Source organism: Colwellia sp. MB3u-55 (assembly GCF_014076785.1).
Classification (GTDB): Bacteria; Pseudomonadota; Gammaproteobacteria; order Enterobacterales; family Alteromonadaceae; genus Colwellia_A.
On sequence record NZ_JACGUS010000103.1, the window covers coordinates 20,416 to 42,436 of the forward strand.

Annotated in this window: 19 protein-coding genes and 1 pseudogene; 18 read left to right on the plus strand and 2 right to left on the minus strand. The window is 39.0% G+C overall.

Translation table 11 applies throughout. The features are described 5' to 3' along the window. Positions 1-282 precede the first annotated feature (282 nt). The 9 genes and pseudogenes from H4J66_RS20190 to H4J66_RS06690 all read left to right on the plus strand — a co-directional run bounded on the left by H4J66_RS20190 (position 283) and on the right by H4J66_RS06690 (position 10,125). Positions 283-417, plus strand: coding sequence for a hypothetical protein (locus H4J66_RS20190; RefSeq protein ID WP_259368584.1), 135 nt, complete (start codon positions 283-285; stop codon positions 415-417). 176 nt (positions 418-593) lie between these two features. Further along, positions 594-1,118: a hypothetical protein gene (locus tag H4J66_RS20195; RefSeq protein ID WP_259368583.1), complete on the plus strand. Its 525-nt coding sequence runs from the start codon at positions 594-596 to the stop codon at positions 1,116-1,118. Positions 1,119-1,358: 240 nt separating this feature from the next. Next, on the plus strand, positions 1,359-2,171 hold the full coding sequence (locus H4J66_RS20200) for a TolC family protein (RefSeq protein WP_259368582.1): 813 nt from the start codon (positions 1,359-1,361) through the stop codon (positions 2,169-2,171). Next, a complete protein-coding gene (locus H4J66_RS20205) occupies positions 2,168-2,668 on the plus strand; it encodes an efflux RND transporter periplasmic adaptor subunit (protein ID WP_259369071.1) in 501 nt (166 codons plus the stop codon). The genes H4J66_RS20200 and H4J66_RS20205 overlap by 4 nt, the downstream gene beginning before the upstream one ends. A gap of 53 nt (positions 2,669-2,721) precedes the next feature. Beyond that, the gene (locus H4J66_RS20210; RefSeq protein WP_310650632.1) at positions 2,722-3,339 is read left to right on the plus strand and encodes an efflux RND transporter periplasmic adaptor subunit; all 618 of its coding nucleotides are present in this window, start codon (positions 2,722-2,724) and stop codon (positions 3,337-3,339) included. Positions 3,340-3,345: 6 nt separating this feature from the next. Beyond that, positions 3,346-3,720, plus strand: coding sequence for a hypothetical protein (locus H4J66_RS06675; protein WP_182172175.1), 375 nt, complete (start codon positions 3,346-3,348; stop codon positions 3,718-3,720). Positions 3,721-3,722: 2 nt separating this feature from the next. Then, positions 3,723-6,849, plus strand: a pseudogene (locus H4J66_RS06680) (efflux RND transporter permease subunit). Positions 6,850-7,015: 166 nt separating this feature from the next. Then, on the plus strand, positions 7,016-8,656 hold the full coding sequence (locus H4J66_RS06685) for an acetolactate synthase large subunit (protein ID WP_409049356.1): 1,641 nt from the start codon (positions 7,016-7,018) through the stop codon (positions 8,654-8,656). 59 nt (positions 8,657-8,715) lie between these two features. Continuing rightward, positions 8,716-10,125, plus strand: coding sequence for an aldehyde dehydrogenase family protein (locus H4J66_RS06690; RefSeq protein ID WP_182172205.1), 1,410 nt, complete (start codon positions 8,716-8,718; stop codon positions 10,123-10,125). A gap of 142 nt (positions 10,126-10,267) precedes the next feature. Here H4J66_RS06690 and H4J66_RS06695 read toward each other — a convergent pair whose 3' ends face one another. Beyond that, a complete protein-coding gene (locus H4J66_RS06695) occupies positions 10,268-10,801 on the minus strand; it encodes a hypothetical protein (RefSeq protein WP_182172208.1) in 534 nt (177 codons plus the stop codon). 18 nt (positions 10,802-10,819) lie between these two features. Next, a complete protein-coding gene (locus tag H4J66_RS06700) occupies positions 10,820-11,041 on the minus strand; it encodes a hypothetical protein (protein ID WP_182172211.1) in 222 nt (73 codons plus the stop codon). Between the two features lie 486 nt (positions 11,042-11,527). Here H4J66_RS06700 and H4J66_RS06705 point away from each other — a divergent pair, with 486 nt between their 5' ends. From H4J66_RS06705 to H4J66_RS06745, 9 genes are all read left to right on the plus strand, one after another. Further along, complete coding sequence (locus H4J66_RS06705) at positions 11,528-13,456, plus strand: prolyl oligopeptidase family serine peptidase (protein ID WP_182172214.1); 1,929 nt, start codon at positions 11,528-11,530, stop codon at positions 13,454-13,456. A gap of 103 nt (positions 13,457-13,559) precedes the next feature. After that, positions 13,560-14,453 (plus strand): DMT family transporter, encoded by an 894-nt coding sequence (locus H4J66_RS06710; protein WP_182172217.1) that lies wholly within the window; start codon positions 13,560-13,562, stop codon positions 14,451-14,453. Between the two features lie 663 nt (positions 14,454-15,116). After that, complete coding sequence (locus tag H4J66_RS06715) at positions 15,117-15,611, plus strand: (2Fe-2S)-binding protein (RefSeq protein ID WP_182172220.1); 495 nt, start codon at positions 15,117-15,119, stop codon at positions 15,609-15,611. A gap of 6 nt (positions 15,612-15,617) precedes the next feature. Continuing rightward, entirely contained in the window at positions 15,618-17,903 is a 2,286-nt protein-coding gene (locus H4J66_RS06720; protein ID WP_182172223.1) for a xanthine dehydrogenase family protein molybdopterin-binding subunit, read from the plus strand. A gap of 231 nt (positions 17,904-18,134) precedes the next feature. Beyond that, positions 18,135-18,515, plus strand: a complete 381-nt coding sequence (locus tag H4J66_RS06725) for a VOC family protein (RefSeq protein ID WP_182172226.1) — start codon at positions 18,135-18,137, stop codon at positions 18,513-18,515. A gap of 138 nt (positions 18,516-18,653) precedes the next feature. Then, positions 18,654-19,064, plus strand: coding sequence for a PaaI family thioesterase (locus H4J66_RS06730; RefSeq protein ID WP_182172386.1), 411 nt, complete (start codon positions 18,654-18,656; stop codon positions 19,062-19,064). Between the two features lie 113 nt (positions 19,065-19,177). Then, positions 19,178-19,447 (plus strand): hypothetical protein, encoded by a 270-nt coding sequence (locus H4J66_RS06735; RefSeq protein ID WP_182172229.1) that lies wholly within the window; start codon positions 19,178-19,180, stop codon positions 19,445-19,447. A gap of 430 nt (positions 19,448-19,877) precedes the next feature. Further along, positions 19,878-21,326: an NAD(P)/FAD-dependent oxidoreductase gene (locus H4J66_RS06740; RefSeq protein WP_220463228.1), complete on the plus strand. Its 1,449-nt coding sequence runs from the start codon at positions 19,878-19,880 to the stop codon at positions 21,324-21,326. Between the two features lie 53 nt (positions 21,327-21,379). Then, a complete protein-coding gene (locus H4J66_RS06745) occupies positions 21,380-21,694 on the plus strand; it encodes a DUF4144 family protein (protein ID WP_182172232.1) in 315 nt (104 codons plus the stop codon). Positions 21,695-22,021: the final 327 nt, after the last annotated feature.

The following is a 22,021-nucleotide window of genomic DNA, read 5'->3' on the forward strand; positions in this document are numbered from 1 at the left end:
GTTTATTAATTTATTAATATTTTGTTGGCCACTTTGAGATTTATTTTCCCTAAAACATTAATAATATTGTTCGTATGTTTGGCCTTTGTTGGTCAGGCAATGGCGTCTACTAGTATGGCTTATCAAATGATAGGTATGAAGGTAATGAATGCGCAGCCACAAGATATGTCTATGATGGATCACAGCGACCACATTACGGCTAGTGACTCAACTGAGTAGTCAGAAAGTACAAAAGAAGATTGTTGTACGTCTTCATGTAAATGCTCTGCTGGCGGTTGCTCTATGGTTATCGCATTTATCAAAGGTGTTGCAGGTAACGGACCTGTCGCTAATTTTTCAGCTAAGATCTTTTCTTCTTCTAGTTTGGCTTTAAGCCAACAACCAGCATCTTTGTACCGCCCACCAATATTAAGCTAAATACAGGATAAATGCCTCCAAATTTTGGACCATTTATATCATTACTCTTGTATTAGGCTCTTTTGATATTGGGTTGTTATAACAACTGATACTGATAAAAAACCTAATTAATCAAAAATATTAATTGATATCCCTCTTGGAGGGGTTATGTTTTCAAAAAATTCACACCAAAATTAATGGCAGACTTTGCTGTTGGCTCAGATAATAAAGTGCCTGCACTTGCTACTGTGACGCGACCGTTAACATGGGTTCTGACAAACGGTGTTCCATTAAGGAATATGCTGATTAATAATCACAAGATCAATAGTAAGTTTTACTTAAAATACAGTGCAGGGCTGCTTGCTTTGATTGTTATTTCTGCCAGTGCCTCTGATGTTAAAATGTTTAAGAGCCCGCCACCATTGTCTTTTATAAAGGCAGTTAAGGTCGCTCAAAAAAATGATCCTTGGTTAACAGGGAATGTTCATCAACAACACGCTCTTGAATCGATGAGCTCGGCTGCTAGTACCTTACCTGATCCTAAAATGTCAATTGGCTTGGCAAATTTACCGACTAACGGTTATGACTTTGGTCAAGAAGGTATGACGAAAATTAAAGTGGCTATTTCACAAATGTTTCCACGTGGCGACAGTTTAGCGATTAAAAGCCAACAACTAAAAATTGAAAGTGTAGCGTTTCCCTATCAACGCAAAGACAGATAATTAAAGGTTGCGATTACCGTAGGAAGTTTATGGTTGGACACCTATCGAGTTCAGCAAAGTATTGTCTTAATTGAAAAAAAAAGATCGTTATTTGAATAGTTAGCCGATGTAGCAACTGCAAGCTATTCATCGGCTTTAGGTAAAACTCGTCAACAAGATATTGTTCGTGCGCAATTAGAATTAACCTATTTAGAAGACAGGTTAGATAAATTAGCACAACAGAAAAATCACTATGAAGGCATGCTTTTACCCTGGCTAAACACATTTTCTAAGACGGGTAGTACAATAGACGAAGCGTCATTACTCACTGTTTTTTCTTCACATGATATTGTAGTCAGTCATCAATTACCGCAAATAGAGTTAATGAATAGTCACTTAGTTTTGAAAGAAAATTGGCTTACACCAGCAGAGTTGCTGCCATATTTTTCAAATCATCCGGCGGTTATTGCTGTTGATAAGAAGGTGACTGCGACTAAAACAGGGATAAATTTGGCGCAGCAAAAATATAAAACTGAATGGGGTGTAAACGCAAGCTATGGCTATCGTGGCGATGACGCTATGGGGGGAAGTTGCGCCGATTTATTTTCTATAGGCGTAACTTTTGACATCCCCCTTTTTACTGAAAACCGACAAGACAAAGAGGTTCAATCGGCGATATCTCAAGCAGAAGCGGTGAAAACCGAAAAATTACTGTTACTAAGACAACTGCTAGGTACTTACTCAAGCGCAAAAGGAAGACTATTGCGCTTAAATTACAGACAAAATTTATATAAAAATAAATTATTACTACAAATACATGACCAAGCAGAAGCCTCTTTGACTGCTTATACCAATGAAGACGGCGATTTTTCAGAAGTTGTTCGCTCACGTATTGCCGTGCTAAACGCTGAAATCGACGAGCTAACGCTTAATGTAGAAGAGCAGAAGATAAGGCTAGAGCTTAATTATCTCTTTATTGTTGGTTTCAATTCGGCCGCTATACAAAACAAAAATAGCAAACTGGCTTTAGACAAAAGTAGACGAGATACGATTATTTCGGGAGAAAAGCAATGAGTACATCTACCTCAACAAAATACGCTAAACCATTAGTTATTGGTATTATTCTTGGTGGGATGCTGACTTTTGCTCTCATTAAACTTATCACTTCGGGCAGCAACTCAGTATCAAATGTTACGCCTAAAGAGATAGTGCCACTTTATTGGGTCGCACCAGTGGATGCCAATTATACCAAAGATAAACCGGGTAAATCACCCATGGGCATGGACTTAGTACCCGTTTACGATGACGGTGGCGAAGGACCCGATGAAGGTCCTAGCACCATTCGTATTTCACCTGATGTTGTTAATAATTTAGGCGTACGCACGGTAAATGTTCAATATAAAAAGCTCAATAACCAAATTAATACCGTCGGTTATGTTACGTATAACGAAGATAAGCTTGATCATATTCACCCTCGTGTACAAGGGTGGATTGAGAAGCTCTATGTGAAAGCGGTTGAAGATCCAGTTAAAAAAACCAGCCATTATATGATATTTATTCTTCTGAGTTAGTTAATGCCTAAGAAGAGCTACTGCTGGGATTAGAGAGGAAAAACAATCGATTAATTAACGCGGCAGAAAATAGATTATCAGCACTACAGTTACCTAAACTAGCAATTAAAGAACTAAAGAAAACGCGAAAAGTACAACAAAAAATAACTTTTTATTCACCACAAACTGGTTTTGTTGAAAGTCTAAATATCCGTGAAGGTTTTTTTGTAAAGCCAGGTACAACATTAATGTCGGTAGCTAATTTATCGGAAGTTTGGGTTGAGGCTGAGGTGTTTGAAAGGCAAGCAAGTCTAGTTAAAACCGCGTTACCCGTTACCATGACACTTGATTATTTACCGGGTCAAAAATGGCAGGGACAAGTGGTCTATATTTACCCAATGCTTGATGCTAAAACACGTACTGTGAAAGTACGTTTACGTTTTAATAATGAAGCGGGTGACTTTAAGCCTAATATTTTTGCAGAAATTGCCATAGATACAACAAGTGATAAACGAACACTCATTATTCCTAAAGAAGCGTTAATTCGAACGGGTAATCAAGACAGAGTTGTTTTGGCATTAGGAGAAGGCAGTTTTAAGTCAGTTGAGGTTTCTGTTGGGCGTTATGGCAGTGACAGTGTTGAAATACTAACCGGCCTTACTGATGGCGATAAAGTGGTGAGCTCGGCATAATTCTTATTGGATTCTGAATCAAGTAAATCTTCTGACTTTAAACGTATGCATTATCAGCTGGAACAAACAACGTCTGACTCAATAGCGATGACGATGAGTGATAGCAGTGATAACGTTATCAAAGAGAGTGTTTCCTCTACAACCCTTAATGATACCGTTATTTCCACTATGGTAAATCATCGAATGGTGACTATCGACCGAGAAGCCGATAGAGTCGATTTTATTGTCAATGAAGAGGTTGATATGACCTTATTTTCAATTAATGCCTATGTGATGTTTACCTTTGAAATTCGCGCGGGTAATTTTATTATTGTTAGTGCTATGGCAATGTCAGCACCTGGCGTCGATGTAAATAACATGACTAACGACGAAAGGAAATAATGATGATCACTGCTATTATTCGATGGTCTGTTGGTAATCGGTTTTTTGTCTTACTTGCAACATTATTACTGGTGGCTGCTGGTTTATATTCTGTCAGCAAAACACCTATTGATGCAATACCAGATTTATCTGATGTGCAAGTCATCATAAAAACAAGTTATCCGGGTCAAGCGCCACAAGTTGTTGAAGACCAAGTTACTTATCCTATTACTACAGCGATGTTGTCCGTACCCGGCGCTGTTACGGTAAGAGGTTATTCATTTTTTGGTGATTCTTATGTTTACGTTATTTTTGATGAAGATACCGATCTTTACTGGGCACGTTCAATAGTTCTTGAGTATTTAAGTCAAGTTGCCCCAAACTTACCCAGTGATGCTCGCCCTCAATTGGGTCCCGATACTAAAGGCGTGGGCTGGGTATATTTGTATGCCCTAACCGATAAAACTGGTCAACATGATTTAAGCCAATTACGGAGTTTACAAGATTGGTTCTTAAAATTTGAGTTACAAACTGTGCCTGGCGTTTCGGAAGTTTCTGCTATTGGTGGCATGGTTAAACAATATCAAATACAAATTAACCCAGAAAAACTGCGTGCTTTTGGTATACCTCTCTCTCATATACAACAGGCCATTAAACAAGGTTATCAGGAAATAGGTGCATCAGTTGTTGAGATGGCAGAAGCTGAGTATATGATCAGGACAACAGGTTATATTAAAAGTGTCAGTGATTTAGAAAACATTCCGCTAGGGGTTAACGAGAAAGGAACACCGCTGTTATTAAAAGATGTTGCCGATATAGGCACAGGTTCGCAAATGCGTCGTGGTGTTGCTTAGTTGAACGGCGAAGGTGAAGTTGTTGGTGGTATTGTCGTGATGCGTTTTGGCGAAAACGCACAGCAAGTCATTAATCGTGTTAAAGATAAACTGGAAAAACTCAAAAAAGGTTTGCCCGAAGGCGTTGAGATAGTACCTGTATATGACCGCTCTGCCTTAATTGAACGCGCAGTAGATAACCTAGCCTACAAGTTGCTCGAAGAATTTGGCGTAGTCGCATTAGTGTGTATTATCTTCTTGTTTCATGTTCGCTCTTCTTTAGTGGCAATTATTAGTTTACCGGTAGGTATATTAACCGCTTTTATCATTATGCACTTGCAAGGGCTTAACGCTAATATTATGTCGTTGGGCGGTATTGCTATTGCTATTGCTATTGGTGCGATGATTGATGGCGCCATTGTCATGATAGAGAATATGCATAAGCATATGTAAAAAACGCCCTTAACAAAAGAAAATCGTTGGCAAATCGTCACAGAATCCGCCAGTGAAGTCGGGTCAGCATTATTTTTTAGCTTATTAATTATTACTGTCAGTTTTGTGCCGGTATTTACTTTAGAAGCACAAGAAGGGCGAATGTTTGCTCCACTCGCTTTCACTAAAACCTATGCTATGGCGGCTTCTGCTGCGTTAGCTATAACCTTAGTTCCGGTACTTATGGGCTATTTTATTCGCGGTAAAGTGTTAGCAGAGCATAAAAATCTGGTTAATCAATTTATGACCTTTATTTATATGCCAGCTTTGAAGAAGGTTTTACATTTTCCAAAAATAACTTTAGTTGCGGCATTAGCTGTGTTGGCTATTGGCATATATCCATTGGATAAAATTGGTAGTGAATTTATTCCACCACTTGATGAAGGTGACTTGATGTATATGCCGACAACCTATCCAGGGATTTCTATTGGTCAAGCTCGTCAACTTCTTCAACAAACCGACAAATTGATTAAAACCGTCCCCGAAGTACAAACCGTGTTTGGTAAAGTTGGTCGAGCTGAAACCGCAACAGATCCTGCGCCACTGACTATGATAGAGACTTTTATTCAGTTAAAACCTCATGACCAATGGCGAGTGGGCTTAACCACAGATAGCTTAAAAAAATAATTTGATGCGTTAGTCAAACTACCCAGAGTAACCAACGCTTGGGTTATGCCTATTAAAACCCGTATTGATATGTTGGCAACCGTTATTAAGACACCGGTAGGCATAAAAATAGCGGGGCCGCAACTGGACGTTATTCAAGAAATAGGTCAGCAAATAGAAGTCATTTTAGCCGATGTTCCCGGCACAGCGTCCGTTTATTCAGAGCGAGTTGCCGGTGGCCGGTATATTAAAATAGATATCCTACGAGCAAAAGCTGCTCGTTATGGCCTAAATATCACAGAAATTCAACAAGTGGTAGCAACGGCTATTGGTGGAATGAATGTTACTAAAACGGTAGAAGGTTTAGATCGCTATCCCGTTAATTTACGCTATCCACAAAATTATCGTGATTCGCCTGAACAATTATCTTTACTATCCATAGTGACGCCAAACGGACAACGTATTTCGTTAGGTGATGTTGCCAATATCATCTTAGAAAATGAACCTCCGGGCATTAAATCTGAAAATGCCCGACTCAATGGTTGGGCTTTTGTTGATATTGATGGCCTAGATGTCGGAACCCACGTTGAAGCGGCGCAACATGTGATTGCTGATAAATTAATCTTGCCTGCTGGCTACTCTATTACTTGGGGCTGGACAATATGAATATATGCAACGTGCTAAAGCTAAGCTGACTTATGTGGTGCCATTAACTTTATATATTATTATTATTTTACTCTATCTCAATTTTAGTAACGTTATTGAGGTGGCGATGATTCTGTGAACTTTACCCTTTGCTATGGTCGGAAGCATTTGGTTAATGTACTTAGAAGACTTTAACTTCTCAGTCGCTGTTGGCGTTGGTTTTATTGCGTTAGCCGGTGTTGCTGTAGAGATTGGGGGTATTATGTTGGTTTACCTCAATCAGGCTTACCAATCGATGCTCAATGAACACCGCTTAGAAGGGAGCATCACTAAAAAAGAAGATGTGCTACAGGCTGTTTTACATGGCGCTGGGATGCGTGTTCGTCCTGTTATGATGACTGCTGCCGCTATTATTGTTGGTTTACTCCCTATTTTATATGGCACAGGCACGGGTTCTGAAGTGATGAGTCGTATTGCCGTACCTATGGTTGGCGGTATGTTGAGTGCGGTTATTTTAACATTGCTGGTTTTACCAACGCTGTTTTATTTATGGCGATCGTCATCGATAAAATAGTGGTGATAAAAATAGCTTAGCACTGACCCTAATGTTCATCGAGGTTATGGCGTTTTAAAATAGCACCCGTACTTTTAAGTCTCTTTGATGGTAGGGTAGTTGGGTAAAGTTTTATAAACCATTGTGTACAAACTAATGAGGGAAAACTATGAACGAAAATGACAAAATAAAAGCGTCCGATTTATTTGTGCAAGCATTAGAAGCGGAAGGGGTCGATCATATCTTTGCTGTTCCCGGCGAAGAAAACCTCGATATGCTCGAGTCCCTTCGTAAGTCGTCGATAAAGTTAGTGTTAACTCGCCATGAACAAGGCGCAGGATTTATGGCGGCAACTTATGGACGCTTGACTAATAAAGCGGGCGTTTGTTTGGCAACACTAGGCCCAGGAGCAACAAATTTAGCTACACCTGCGGCCTATGCTCACTTAGGTGGCATGCCCTTAATTATGATCACCGGACAAAAGCCAATTAAAAAATCTAAGCAGGGCCAGTTCCAAATTATTGATATAGTTGGCTTGTTTGACCCCATTTGCAAAATGTCTAAACAAATTGTCCATGGCAATACGATTCCGTCATTAGTGCGCGAAGCTTTCCGCCTCAGTGAAGAAGAACGCCCCGGTGCTGTGTTATTAGAGTTGCCCGAAGATATCGCTGCTGAAAATTGTACGGCAGGGATTATGACACCCCATAAACGTTATTATGCAGGTCCTAATGAGGTGGCACTCGAGGAAGCGGTTACGTTAATAAAGGCCGCTAAAATGCCGTTAATACTTATTGGAGCCGGCGCGAATCGTCAAAATGTTAGAGAGGCAATGTGTGACCTTGTTCATACAACACGTATTCCTTTTTTTGACACACAAATGGGAAAAGGAGTTGTTGATGAACGCTCAAGTCTCTTTTTAGGCACTGCAGCGTTATCATCGGGTGATTATTTACATTGTGCGATTGAACGTGCAGATTTAATTATTAATATTGGACATGATGTTATTGAAAAGCCGCCGTTTTTTATGGAGCAAGGGGGTAAAAAAGTTATTCATGTTAATTATAAATCTGCAAAAGTTGATCAAGTATATTTCCCTCAATCAGAAATTATTGGTGATCTTGCGGCGTCTGTGACTGCTTTAAAAGATAAGTTAGCAGGAGAAGTAAAGTTTGATAGAAGCTATTTTGACAAGGTAAAACTTGCCATAGATGAGCATCTTGAAGAAGGAGCTGGCGATAATCGCTTTCCTATTATTCCTCAGCGCTTTGTTGCTGATATTCGAAAAGTCATGGGTGAAAAAGATATCATCGCCTTAGATAACGGTATGTACAAACTTTGGTTTGCCCGTAATTATAAAGCTTATCAACCTAATACGGTATTACTCGATAATGCCCTCGCTACAATGGGCGCTGGTTTGCCATCAGGTATGATGGCAGCAATGTTAAACCCTGACCGACGCGTGATGGCAATATGCGGTGATGGCGGTTTTATGATGAATTCACAAGAACTAGAAACAGCAATTCGTTTAGACTTGAATTTAGTGATCACCGTGTTAAATGATAACTCTTATGGAATGATCCGCTGGAAGCAAACCAGCTCAGGCTTTGCAGATTGGGGCTTGGAATTTAATAACCCTGATTTTGTTAAATACGCAGAAAGTTACGGCGCAACTGGGCACAGAGTTACCTCTGCTGAAGATATCATTGCTACCTATGAAAAAGCATTTTCAGCGGGAGGTGTTCATCTTGTTGAACTTCCCGTTGATTACTCTGAGAATCAAAGGGTATTGATTGATGAATTGGCAGCAAAGGTTTGTTTAATATAAACCTTTTATTATAATATCGTTTGTCAGCAAGCATTTTTTAACTTTATAAAGAGCAGATTATGGCAGACTTAGACAAAAATAGTACCGCTGAAACACTCGATGTGGTTAACCCTTATGATCAAACTTATGTAGGATCAGTTCCAACGGTAACGTGGGATAAAATTGATGAATATTTAGAGACTGCCCAGCAACTCTTCAAAGATCGTAAGCAATGGCTACCTGCCTTTAAACGGATAAGTATTCTTAAAAAAGCGGCGGTGTTAATCTCACAACGAGCTGATGAATTAGCATTACTCATCGCAAGTGAAGGCGGAAAGCCGCTGGTCGATGCTCGTGTAGAAGTTACTCGAGCTATCGATGGTGTAGAGCTTTGCGCAAAAGAAATATCGGCATTAACAGGTAAGCAAATACCGATGGATTTAACTGAAGCTGGAGCGGGGCGAATTGCTTTCACCAGTAAAGAGCCTATTGGAGTTGTGGTTGCTGTTTCAGCATTTAATCACCCATTAAATTTAATTGTTCATCAAGTAGCTCCTGCGATAGCTGCAGGTTGTCCGGTGTTAGTTAAACCGGCTCGAGATACACCATTATCTTGTCAGGCATTCGTTGATATTATGCACGAAGCGGGATTACCACCTCAGTGGTGTCGCTTTATTACGTGCGAGACATCAACGTCTGAAAGAATGATCACCGACCCTCGCGTTGCCTTTTTTAGTTTTATTGGATCAGCTAAAATTGGTTGGATGTTACGTTCTAAATTAGCGCCAGGAACACGCTGTGCATTAGAGCATGGTGGCGTTGCCCCGGTTATTATCGAAGAAAGTGCCGATATTGCAGCATTGATCCCGAGTTTGCTCAAAGGTGGTTTTTATCATTCGGGGCAAGTATGTGTTTCTGTACAACGTATTTTTGCGCCTCGAAATAAAGCTGAAGCCATTGCAAAAATGCTAGCTAATGGCGCTGAAAAGCTCGTTGTTGGTAACGCTATTGATGAAACAACCGAATGTGGGCCACTAATTCGTCCCAAAGAAGTCGATCGTGTTGAAGAGTGGGTTAATGAAGCTGTGGCTGGTGGCGCAACACTTGTTACCGGCGGTAAACGCTTGGGTGATACTACTTATGCGCCAACAGTACTGCTTGAACCGCCAGTCGATGCCAAAGTTTCAAACATGGAAGTCTTTGGGCCAGTCATTTGTGTTTATGGCTATGATGACATTGACCAGGCTATTGCTCAGGCTAATTCGTTAGACTATGCTTTTCAGGCATCGGTGTTTACCAAAAATCTTGATGTTGCGATGAAGGCGATACAGGAATTAGACGCTACAGCTGTAATGGTCAACGACCATACTGCCTTTAGGGTTGATTGGATGCCTTTCGCTGGGCGCAAAAGCTCAGGATATAATACTGGAGGCATCGCTTACACTATGCATGATATGTCTCAGGATAAGATGGCCGTTATTAAGATCTAATACAGTAAGCGCTAATACAGTGAGCTTTAATATAGTGAAATAAATACTCTTTATAAAATAAAAAGCGTCTTTAGTTGTTACCAAAGACGCTTTTTTATTCGCTCTATATGCACTTTCATTAGGCGCCTAGTCATCAAATACCTTACATCGATAAATCTTCACGTAATATGTAAATGTTATAAGAAATTTCATCAAAGTGTGATGACCATCTTTGCAGTACTTTTTTAGCTTTTTTTGGGCTATCTAAATGTTTAGCTAGTAATTTACTAAACTTAATTTCTGGTGGCGCCATAGCTCCATAAGTCGTGTAAGGAATAGCCAGACTCATTGCAAGTTTGCCATTGACTCTGTCATACCATAACCAATTATATGGCCAGTTTTCTTTTTTAGCCGCATCACTAATGATTTTCTTATCTTTTTCTAAAGCTTCGCTGTGTCCTAATTTCAGCTGATAGGTATTAACACCGATATATTTATAAGTAACATCTGCTGGCCAATGACTGTTGTTTAAATCATTTTTAGCGCGGTGGTGCTCATAATGAGAAATATATTTACTGACATTTTCACGCCAGTTTTCAGAGGCTTTCGCTTGAATGTTCCACTGACGGTAATCATCAAGCTCTGACCAAGTATTACAACAAGACCGAACGATGTAAGCATCCATATTTGCCCCCATATCTCCTTGATAAACAGACTAGCTTCTTGGGTCTTTCATTAATTTTCGATAGGCAATGTGGTCTATAAACGCTTGTTCAAAATTAGCTATTTGTCCTGGTTTTGGTACAAATAACCAAACATTAGCAATGTTTTTTACTGATTTTTCTTCTGCACTTACCGGTACTGACACCCAAGTTAACAGTAAGAACAAGGTTAATAATACAAAATAAAATAATATTACTTTTAGATTTTTAGTCATGTTAGCTTCCTTTATATGATTGTTCATCTATGACAACCGCCAACAACTAAATGGAATATGGAAAAGTAATAATAATACGAATTAGTCGTATTATTATTTGAGTTAGTTTATCAAAAGCGTAGGTGAACAATTAAATAAAAGCCATTTTTTGAGGCATGTTCATGCAATGATTTTGTGCTTTAACCGTTTGAGTTACTGTTACTTCGCTTGTTGTCAACGGCAGAAATTTTGCGGCTATTTTTACTTCACTATTTTATCCAAGAAAGAGCGGTATGGTTAGATATGCTTAATAAAAACTCATTTTATTATAATAGCTTAGCTATAAATGCTGTGGTAAAACTGTCGAATAAATATTGCCCTTTATGAAAACACAAGGATATGATAAACAGAAATATAATAGTAAAAGGATGTTCTGTGTATTCCCAAACAAAAAAAATACTGACATTAGTCTTCATGTTTTTCAGTTGCTGTACCATGGCTCACGCGTTGGAAAATAACAATATAGAAAACAAGCTAGCGTTAAAAAACCTCGATATTAATACACTCTTTGAGGAAGACGATTACCGTGATGTTAGTTTATCTCCCGATGGTAAACACCTTGCTTTGATCCAAGATCAAAAAGGGACGCCTGTTCTTATGATCGTTGCTGTTGATACGATGAAAGCGATTAATCAAATTTCTTTTGCCAATAAAGACAGTGTCGGTCAATACCGATGGGCAAATAATGAAAGATTACTGGTTTTTCTTGCCAGTAAAAAAAGAAATCAAGAGAGGAAGGGCTACTATGGTGAAATTTATAGTATTAATATTGATGAAGATGAAGGTAACTTTATTTTTGGTGTCCGTTCACTTGTTTGTCGAGGAAAAATAAGAAAATGGACTAAAGACCACGACTACGAAAAACATTTGGCACACCCTGAAATAATCAGCATGTTAAAGGATGACCCTGAACATATCATTATTTCAACGTCACAATATAATGATAAAGGTATGTGGGTTTTTAAGTTAAATATATATGAGGGTCAAATAGAAACGTTAGCAAAAATAGATGATAGCAAGGCAAACCATCAAACGACTCAGCTAGATTACTTCGATGAAAGCCAAGAGTTATGGTTTAGCAGCAACACGGAAGATGATGATATTACTATCGCGCGTTATGATTTTGATGATGAGTCTTGGTTGTACTACAAACCTAAAAATGCGAGCACTAGCTTGTCAATTATCAGTAGTTATAAAGATCAAAAGCAACTGGTGGTAAGTGATTATTGTGGTAACGATACTATTTCTATTTGTTTATTTAATCCAAAGACTGAGCAATTATCGACGTTATATACCGTCGATGGTTATGATACCAACTGGCTTTACTTAGATAATAAAGATAGACCTTTTGTTGTCTCTTACTTTGACGAGTACCCCCAATATAAAATTTTAGATAAAAAGCATCCTATGGCTGAAAAACTTTCAGACTTCTTAGAACAATTTGCCAGTTATCATATTAACGTTAGCTGGGATCAGACATTTGAGACAAAAGCCTTAATCTCTCTTTCGAGCGATATTCAACCAACCTTATGGTATTTATTTGACGGTGAAACCAATAAGTTGAGCCACGTTGCACATAGCAAAAAGGGTATTGATACTAAAAAATTACATCCGCAATACTCGTTTAAATTTAACGCGAGAGATAACACCCCCATTCAAGGATATATAACCTTACCAACAAAAACGACGACTGCCACAGTACCTGCTGTTGTTTTAGTTCACGGTGGCCCTCACGCTCGAGATTATTGGGGATTTAATCCTGAAGTTCAATTATTAGCTTCGAGAGGCTATGCGGTGGTTCAGGTTAACTATCGTGGTTCAACAGGTTTAGGTTGGAAATTTGAAGCCGCTGGTTTTGGCCAATGGGGAAAGAAAATTCAGTATGACATTTTAGATGGCATCAATTATTTGGTCGACAAAAAATACATAGATAAAAACCGTCTCTGCATCATGGGCGCAAGTTTTGGCGGTTATAGTGCTATTCAAAGCAGCATTATTGCACCGGATCTGTTTAAGTGTACTATTGCTCGATCAGGGGTTTATGACTTGCCATTATTGGTTGATCACGAAGAGCCTGAGGTAGCGAAAATATTAATTAAAAGAATCGGTCTAGAAAGTATCCAAAAAGATCATTCACCCATTCATAAGATTAATTTATTAAAAGCGCCCGTTTTATTAGTGCATGGCACCAAGGATGACAGAACGCCTTTAGAGCAAGCAGAAGTATTACTTAAGCAATTAAAACAGCATAACAAGTCGTATGAATGGTTTGAAATTGAAAATGAAGGGCATAATTTTTATAAGTCTGACAACCGAATTATATATCATGAAAAAGTGCTTCAATTTCTAAACAAACATAATCCGGTTACTTTATAATGGCTGCTCCCTTGTGCACAATGTATAAGGGAGACTTACTGGCTAATTGCAGCCAAGATATTACCTAAGTCAGTAATCTAGTGTTTTTTAAGTGGGATTTTTCTTGAACATCAATTTTATAAAAATTATTGCGAGTACTATTTTCGCCCTTTTAGCGTTTGCGGCAAACTCTGTGCTATGTAGGTTAGCATTAGGCGATAATGCCATTGATGCAAGCAGTTTTACAATTATACGGCTTCTTTCTGGCATTATTATATTAATTCTTGTGCTGCAACTAACACGTAAACCAAATGAAATTAAACCTAAATCAAAAGGCAGTTGGTTGGCAGCAGGTATGCTCTTTATTTATGCTATCGCTTTTTCATTTGGCTATATCTCGTTAGATACAGGAACAGGCGCACTGATTCTATTTGGCGCAGTACAAATAACGATGATTATGGCGAGTGTAATTTCAGGAAATAAACTTCATTTCACTGAATGGGGAGGACTCATTATTGCGTTTTCTGGCTTTGTTTATTTAATCGTGCCTAGCCTAGTAACACCATCATTTAAAGGCTTTATACTGATGGCTGTTTCAGGTATTGCTTGGGGACTTTATACCCTTGCCGGCAGAACATCTAAAAATCCACTCAGTGATACCGCCTATAATTTTATGAGAACGTCTCCTTTTATTTTAATACTGATAATTTTTGGACTTAATGATGCTCATATAACACCAATGGGGATATTACTTGCGGTATTGTCTGGTGCTGTAGCTTCTGGCATAGGTTATTTTGTTTGGTATATAGCCCTGCGGGGACTCTCTGTTACACAAGCCGCTGTTGTGCAATTGTTTGTACCTGTTATTGCTGCTGCAGGCGGAATAGTATTTGCCAATGAACTCATTACATTACGTTTGGTTGAGTCATCCGCTTTAGTACTGGGTGGTATTTTAACGGTGATTTTAGGTCGATACTATTTTGTTCAGTTAGCAGCAAAGAAGCCCCCCATCACTTAATACATTTGTTATTAGCATCCAGCGCTATTATTGCAACGTTAGCGTCTTAGCTTAGCATTAAGCTACATCACCATTGATAATCGTTTAACCGCCTCATTAATGCACCCGATAAACTCGAGGGTTAGGGGTATTGATCCACATCACTGTGCAGCATCTCACTAAAGCTCAATAGTACTGAAATAGCTCAATAGTACCGAAATAGCCCAATAGTACAGTTATAGGGTTCGATCGTATGCGACATTCTTAAACTAAGTGACTACAATTATAGTAATTTTTTACTATTGTACCTTTTTGGTGGTAGTGATCCCGTTGAAAACAGCGCTAATTCTGATGGCGAACGCTTAGCTTAGCTTAGCTTAGTTTAATATTCTCCCTTAATGAGGAAAAATAAACCTAAGGTGCTAACCTATGAAGGTAGTAATAAATATTACTGCTCAAACTTTTGATTTTTTAGGTATAAGTTAACTATAAATAAACGCATCATTATATAATTATCAATAAGTTGTTCAAAAGTTTATCTTAAGCTACAAATTTGCGCTGTTGAAAATAATTCAATCTGTTAATACAGAGATAATCAGAAATAAAAATCAGCTACTTTTATAAGTGGCGTACTTAATAAATAAATGAGTTGATAATTTTTTAGCTCAGTTTGGAGAGAAAGTTATGATTGCATTCAAGTTAAATGGGAAAAATGTTTCCTCTACTGCAGAGGAAGACACGCCTTTATTATGGGTTATCCGTGATGAGTTTGGTTTTAAAGGCACAAAATTTGGCTGTGGTATTGGCATGTGTGGTGCTTGTACTGTACATATCGATGGTGCGGCGATCAGAACCTGCTCTTTTCCATTAATAGCTGCCGCAAATAAAAATATCACCACGATTGAAGGTTTAGACAACAAACATCCATTGCAACAAACCTGGATCGATGAACAAGTACCTCAGTGCGGTTACTGTCAATCTGGACAAATTATGCAGGCCGCAACTTTGCTAGCCAGTAATACTTCCCCAAGTGACCAAGAAATTGTCGATCATATGAGCGGCAATTTATGTCGTTGTATGGCCTATATCCGTATTCAAAGCGCCATTAAAAGTGCTGCAGATGTTATATCAGCCGATGTACAAACTTTTGATCCACGCTCTTCAACCCAACAATCATAAAGGCGCATGACAATGCAAAATATTAAAGATGCAAAAAATAATGTCAGCTTATCTCGTCGTCGTTTTTTAGTTGGTACGGTCAGTAGTACATTATTAATGGCTTTCGCACCCCTAGCTAGCGCCGCCAATATTGGGCAAAGCCCACAAGAAACGCTGAAAAATAAATTATTTTCGCCAACTGTATGGTTTGAAATTAACCCACAGGGCGATGTGAACATTAATATTGCTAAGGCAGAAATGGGGCAGCATATTGGTACGGCACTCGCACGTGTTGTGGCGGATGAGTTAGGCGCTGATTGGTCTAAAGTCTTTATTACTCATGTAGACACTGACCCTAAATGGGGTTATATGGTCACGGGCGGTTCTTGGTCAGTATTTCAAACGTTTAAGCCACTTTCTCAGGCTGGGGCAGCCGGTCGTATTGCGCTAATAGAAGCAGCGGCAAAAATATTCAATTGCCCAGCGGAGCAATGTCGTGTTGAAAATGGTGCGGTAATTTATCAAGAACAATCGTTGAGTTTTGGTGAAGTCGTCACTCAGGGCACCTTTAATCGTGTCTTTACACCAAAAGAGATTGATGCATTACCCTTAAAACCAGCCAGTAAAAGAACATTAGTTGGCAAGCCTAGTTTAGCCCTCGATATTCCGGATAAAACCAATGGCTCGGCGGTTTATGGTATTGATGTTGAGTTGGAAGGGATGGTTTATGCTCGACCTATTGTTCCACCAACACGTTATGGCACTAAGGTCACCAATGTTGATGATAGTGCGGCTAAAAAGGTTAAAGGTTATCTTGGCTATCATATTTTGCAAGACCCAAGTGAAAACATTCAGGGCTGGGTGAGTGTCGAGGCCGATACTTATTACGGCGCGATTAAAGCCGGCGATGCGTTAAAAGTAAGCTATCAAGCGGGTAAAACTGCCAAAGTTAGCGAGCAAGATATTATTAAAGAAGGTGAGCGTTTAGTTGCTGATGAAAACGAAGGTGGGTTGTTTATTAATGACGGCGACTTTTCAGCGGCGAGTGCTAAAGCAGATAAATCTATTAATGCTGTTTACCGCACGCATACCGCGTTACATTTTGCTTTAGAGCCAGTTAACGCAACAGTAGAAGAAAAAAATGGTCTGTGGCATGTTTATACCGGTAATCAATGGCAGTCGTTAACTTTGCCAGCGATCGCTAAAGCGCTACAAGTTTCAGATGAAAATGTTGTTATGCATCAGCAATACCTCGGCGGTGGTTTTGGTCGTCGTTTATTTGGCGATTATGCGATTCCTGCTGTATTAACGGCTAAAGCCATTGGCAAACCGGTAAAAATGGTCTTTACTCGCGAAGATGACTCTAGATTTGACCAACCAAGATCGCCCTCGGTTGTTTCGTTTCAAGCGCTATTTGATCAAAAAAATAAATTTACTGGCATGCAGCACGCACTTGCTGCAGGTTGGCCAACCTTATCGATGGCGCCAGGGTTTATGCCTGAAAGTTTAGATAAAAAAATTCGTGTCGATATGTTTTCCACCAGTGGTGCAGATCATTGGTACAGCATGGAAAACCATCGTGTGCGCGTGGCTAACAATAGCCTAGCACAACAAACTATGTTGCCTGGTTGGTTAAGATCCGTAGGGCAGGGTTGGATTGTTTGGGGATTAGAATCATTTATTGATGAAATAGCGCATCAAAGTAAAATGGATCCTATTGATTTTCGTTTATCCATGCTTGATGGTTTAGGAAAGCAAGCGGGTAAAGCACCAGAAAGTGTTGGTGGTGCTAAGCGTTTAGCTCATGTATTAACTAGGCTTAAAGAAAAGACCGCCAATGTTAAGTTAGGAAAAAATGAAGCGATTGGTGTTGCGATAAGTGCGGGACAAGAACGTACCATGCCAGCTTGGATGGCTTGTGCCGCTCAAGTACATGTTGAACCTAGCTCTGGAAAAATCACGGTTAAGAAATTGACTATGATTGCTGATGCTGGCGTTATTATTCATCCTGATGGCGCTTTAGCTCAAGTACAAGGGTCAATGCTATGGGGAACAAGCTTAGCATTACACGAACAAAGTCCGATAGAAAATGGTCAAGTAAGTAATATTAATTTAAACACCTACACTCCATTAAGAATGAATGATGTGCCTGAGCTTGATATCGAATTTGTAGAAAGCGAAGAGTTTCCTGTTGGCTTAGGTGAGCCTGGCGTTGTGTCAATAGCACCCGCTATCGCCAATGCTATTTTTCAGATAACAGGAGTTAGAGTACGAGATTTACCTATTAAGTCAGCGGCGTTAGTAAGTACATAAAATATTATTAGTTTTATGAATCGCTAAGATGACCAATAAGACAGATGGTCATAGGTAATAATAACAAAGCCTTTTGTGTCGATAATACGTCACTAAAGGCTTTTTTTATAAGTGAGTAAAAGATAAGGTAGTACTTAATTTACTTATTAAATTGGCTAGCCAACAATAAATATTATAGCCAACAAGTTCATTGGCCCTTAATGGCCTGATTAATATTAACGGGGAGAAAAAATGTTTAGTCATATAATGATCGGTGCAAATGATGTCGCACAATCAAAAGTTTTTTATGATGCCATTCTTGGTGCCATGGGCCACGAGCCTGGTGTAATTGACGGCAAAGGTCGTTGTTTTTATTTTACCGAAAATGGTGTTTTTGGGTTAAGTAAGCCGATAGACGGAAAGCCTGCTAGTCATGGTAATGGCTCTACTATTGGTTTCGCAGCTGATAGTACCGCTATTGCTGATGCATGGCATGCAGCGGGTGTTGCTAATGGTGGTCGTGCGTGTGAAGACCTTCCGGGTGTAAGAGATGGAACGATAGGTAATATTTATCTCGCTTATTTACGTGATCCCTCAGATAACAAAATTTGTGCGCTTCATCGAATCGTTTAAAAATAATTGTTAATTTTCACTATCATTACAATTCATAAAAGTAAGGGTAAAACAGCTTGAAGCATGTCCGAAATAGTAACTTTTAGACATCTTACAGCCAGTAGTATTTGCCCTTAGTTTAGTGTTTTTTGGAGAACTATCTTGGCGACTAAGCAAGAAGTAACAGACTTTATGAGGACAGAGTTTCCGCAGGCCAAGTGCATTGTTGAAGCTGTTGGAGAACAATCAGCAACAATAAGACATACCGTAGGTTTTGATGAATTAAGGCCAGGTGGAACTGTATCTGGCCCCGTGTTAATGACTGTTGCCGATTGTGCTCTATATGTGGCTATTCTTGGTGAAATAGGCATCGTTTCTCTTGCTGTGACCACCAGCTTAACCATTAATTTTCTGAGAAAACCCTCTTCAAGCAAAGATATTATTGGTAAATGTACCTTACTAAAAATAGGGAAGTCACTCATTGTTGGAGAGGTATCCTTATACTCAGATGGTGATGTAAACCCTGTAGCTCATGTTGTTGGAACTTATTCAATACCTAAAGCTAGATAAATTAAATAAGTCTATAAAGAAGCAGGGATAATTATCGATCGAGCCTCATTTTGTATTACACTATTATCAACAATGACGTGTTACTTGACCTTCTGTTATGTCTTTAGGAACTTATGAAAAAAAATTCTATCCCACAGTTTATTGGTGTCATCATTAGTTTTGTTGCTATTTGGTTAGTTAACGATTTCTTTTTGGTTGATCAATGCTTAGATAATAGTGGTAGCTTCAATTACAGCAAAGGTGAATGTGTATTAGTAAATGGTGAAATACAAGCATCTGATTTAGGGAAGTACTTAATCGCCATCTATTTTTTTATGGGCTTATTAATTGCGTTGTCGGTTTCAATACTCATTCAAAAATTATGTAAAACAGAGCAAGAATAAACACTATCGACTGGTACTTTAATTGGCTATTAATTACTCCGTTATTGGCGCTGGTACTATATATGCTGAGCTGAACGCTAAAATATAGGTAACATATTATACGATTACAAGTCGCTACGTTAAGTGGCGTATTTATAGAATATTGAATCTATATGTCCTGCTGTTCTTTCACTATAGCTTTAATGTTTTCATCAAATGAATGTCTTCTTGATAAAAAGCAGTCTAAAATCCTAGCCCATCAGTTTTTCTTGCAAAATTATGGCTAAATAATTGCTGCTATTATTAATTGCAACGATATAGTAAACCATTAAATTGTTATAGCCTTAGTGAAATGTACCGTTTTGTATTTAACCCCAACATGAGTTGTTAATACGAATTTTTCCGCAAAAGTCAAGTTAAAATCAGATCAAATAAACAGGAACTTATAACGTTGAACAACGAAGAAATTAATTGGACCATTTGTCAGCAGTGCCAAGGGCTTGGTCAAAAAAATAAAAGACCACGCAAAAAAATGCGACTTCAGTATCAGCGTCAGTTGGATGAATTTGAACAAAAACAAAGTGAAGGTACACCTCCAGTTCGTCCTAAGGGACATCTATTTGATTGTTTAAATTGCAGTGGAACTGGCCTTATTCAGGCGACAAATATTACCATCGCAGATAAAGAAAACTACCCGCACATTGCTATTATTGGCGGCGGTATCGGCGGTGTTGCACTAGCAGTTGCTTGTTTGCACCGCGGTATTCCTTTTACGCTTTATGAAAGAGACAGTGGCTTTGATACTCGCTCTCAGGGGTATGGACTGACATTACAACAAGCCAGTAGAGCGATAGCAGGGCTTGGCATTTCTTTATTAAGCCAAGGCGTTATTTCAACTCGGCATGTTGTTCATACCACCACGGGTAAAATTATTGGTGAATGGGGGATCAGAAAGTGGCACCCCTCTGCGGTGAAATCGTCGGTTAAACGCACCAATATTCATATCGCTCGCCAATCTTTGCGATTAGCTTTACTTAAGCAACTCGTTGGTGACAACCAAGTAAAATGGTGTCACCAATTAGTAGGTTATAAAGAGTTGCTGGCGGGAGGTGTTGATTTGAGCTTTCAGGTCGAAGGTGAATTGAAAAGCGCCAAGGCCGATCTTGTTGTTGGCGCCGATGGTATTCGCAGTTCAGTGCGAAAATTACTGATAACTGATGATAAAACACCTCTACGATACTTAGACTGTATTGTTATTTTGGGTATTTGTCCTTTGGCGGCACTTGAAGGACTTAAAAGTTCACTGCTGGACTCAGCGACTGTTTTTCAAACGGCGAATGGTAATGAACGTATTTATATGATGCCTTATGCGTCTGACTCTGTGATGTGGCAGCTTAGTTTTCCTATGCCTGAAGCGGAAGCTAAGGCATTAAGCGCTAAAGGTCCTCAGGCACTAAAAGACGAAGCGTGTCGAAGAACTCAGTGGCATGACCCTATACCACAAGTTTTAGCTGCTACCTTGGTGGCTCAAGTTTCTGGTTATCCCGTGTATGACCGGCCATTACTCGAAGCAGAATTATTGCAGCAAGGGCAACAATCGACGCTCATTGGTGATGCGGCTCACCCGATGAGCCCATTCAAAGGACAGGGAGCAAATCAAGCGCTTCTCGATGCCTTGTCGCTTGCACGAGGCATATCGATAGGATGTCGGCCATTATCTCAATGGCGAGATGCTGGCATAAGGCAAAGTGTCCTCAATGAGTTTGAAGCAGAAATGCTGGCGCGCAGTGCCTCTAAAGTGAAAGATTCTGCAGAAGCGGCAAAGTTCCTACATACCGACACTGTGCTTCATGAAGGTGATGAACCCAGGGGCCGCTGCCTTCAAAGAGATGGCTCGTAAGTAAACCTTGACTGGGTAGGCTTGTTTTTCCGTTATATTTATAGAGAGTTTTTATGATCTGTTGGCCATGTATTTTAAAGTTAGAAGGCGAAGATGAGCTTACTTATTTAGCCTCTGCGCTAGATTTTATTTCAGAATGTCAGGATTTAATTCTTAGCGATGAGGATTATGTTATAGATTCTATGGGGGGTTGCTATTTAATCGAATGTGTATCACAACAACGAGTGCTAGTTAAAACAGAGCGAACAGTCATTATAGCGGAAGTTTTAGGTTTGATCCGTGCTCATGAATTTAGTAAGGCGGAGCTTTGTCTCACTAAAATATATTTCTTAACAGTAGCAGATGCTATTAATTCATTACGCTATTAAATCAAAGTGAACAGCTAATGAGTGGTACAACTCCAGAAAGCCTATCTATTAGGATTAATTAGTGATTATTTTTTATATAAAACGTAATAAATGCCTATTATTACGCGCTATCATTTATTTATTAGCATCATCACTTTGTTAATTAACTCATGATATCAAACACGTAAAATTATTTTATAAATACGCCTTTTATAAAACTTTATACGCAGCCATAACTTTATTTCTTTTCTCTTATTAATGTCTACGCATAAATTGCTTTAGCGATATTTACCAACTATATTTGTTTTATGTTTACGTTATATTAACTTTTTGTTTGCTTATTTGTAT

What these genes read in the sequence shown, in the direction of transcription:
- H4J66_RS20200 (WP_259368582.1), top strand. Translation starts at nt 1,359, where the DNA reads ATGCTTTTACCCTGGCTAAACACATTTTCTAAGACGGGTAGTACAATA.
- H4J66_RS06725 (WP_182172226.1), top strand. Translation starts at nt 18,135, where the DNA reads ATGTTTAGTCATATAATGATCGGTGCAAATGATGTCGCACAATCAAAA.
- H4J66_RS06715 (WP_182172220.1), top strand. Translation starts at nt 15,117, where the DNA reads ATGATTGCATTCAAGTTAAATGGGAAAAATGTTTCCTCTACTGCAGAG.
- H4J66_RS06700 (WP_182172211.1), bottom strand. Translation starts at nt 11,041, where the DNA reads ATGACTAAAAATCTAAAAGTAATATTATTTTATTTTGTATTATTAACC.
- H4J66_RS20195 (WP_259368583.1), top strand. Translation starts at nt 594, where the DNA reads ATGGCAGACTTTGCTGTTGGCTCAGATAATAAAGTGCCTGCACTTGCT.
- H4J66_RS06720 (WP_182172223.1), top strand. Translation starts at nt 15,618, where the DNA reads ATGACAATGCAAAATATTAAAGATGCAAAAAATAATGTCAGCTTATCT.
- H4J66_RS06745 (WP_182172232.1), top strand. Translation starts at nt 21,380, where the DNA reads ATGATCTGTTGGCCATGTATTTTAAAGTTAGAAGGCGAAGATGAGCTT.
- H4J66_RS06690 (WP_182172205.1), top strand. Translation starts at nt 8,716, where the DNA reads ATGGCAGACTTAGACAAAAATAGTACCGCTGAAACACTCGATGTGGTT.
- H4J66_RS06695 (WP_182172208.1), bottom strand. Translation starts at nt 10,801, where the DNA reads ATGGGGGCAAATATGGATGCTTACATCGTTCGGTCTTGTTGTAATACT.
- H4J66_RS20190 (WP_259368584.1), top strand. Translation starts at nt 283, where the DNA reads ATGGTTATCGCATTTATCAAAGGTGTTGCAGGTAACGGACCTGTCGCT.
- H4J66_RS20205 (WP_259369071.1), top strand. Translation starts at nt 2,168, where the DNA reads ATGAGTACATCTACCTCAACAAAATACGCTAAACCATTAGTTATTGGT.
- H4J66_RS06735 (WP_182172229.1), top strand. Translation starts at nt 19,178, where the DNA reads ATGAAAAAAAATTCTATCCCACAGTTTATTGGTGTCATCATTAGTTTT.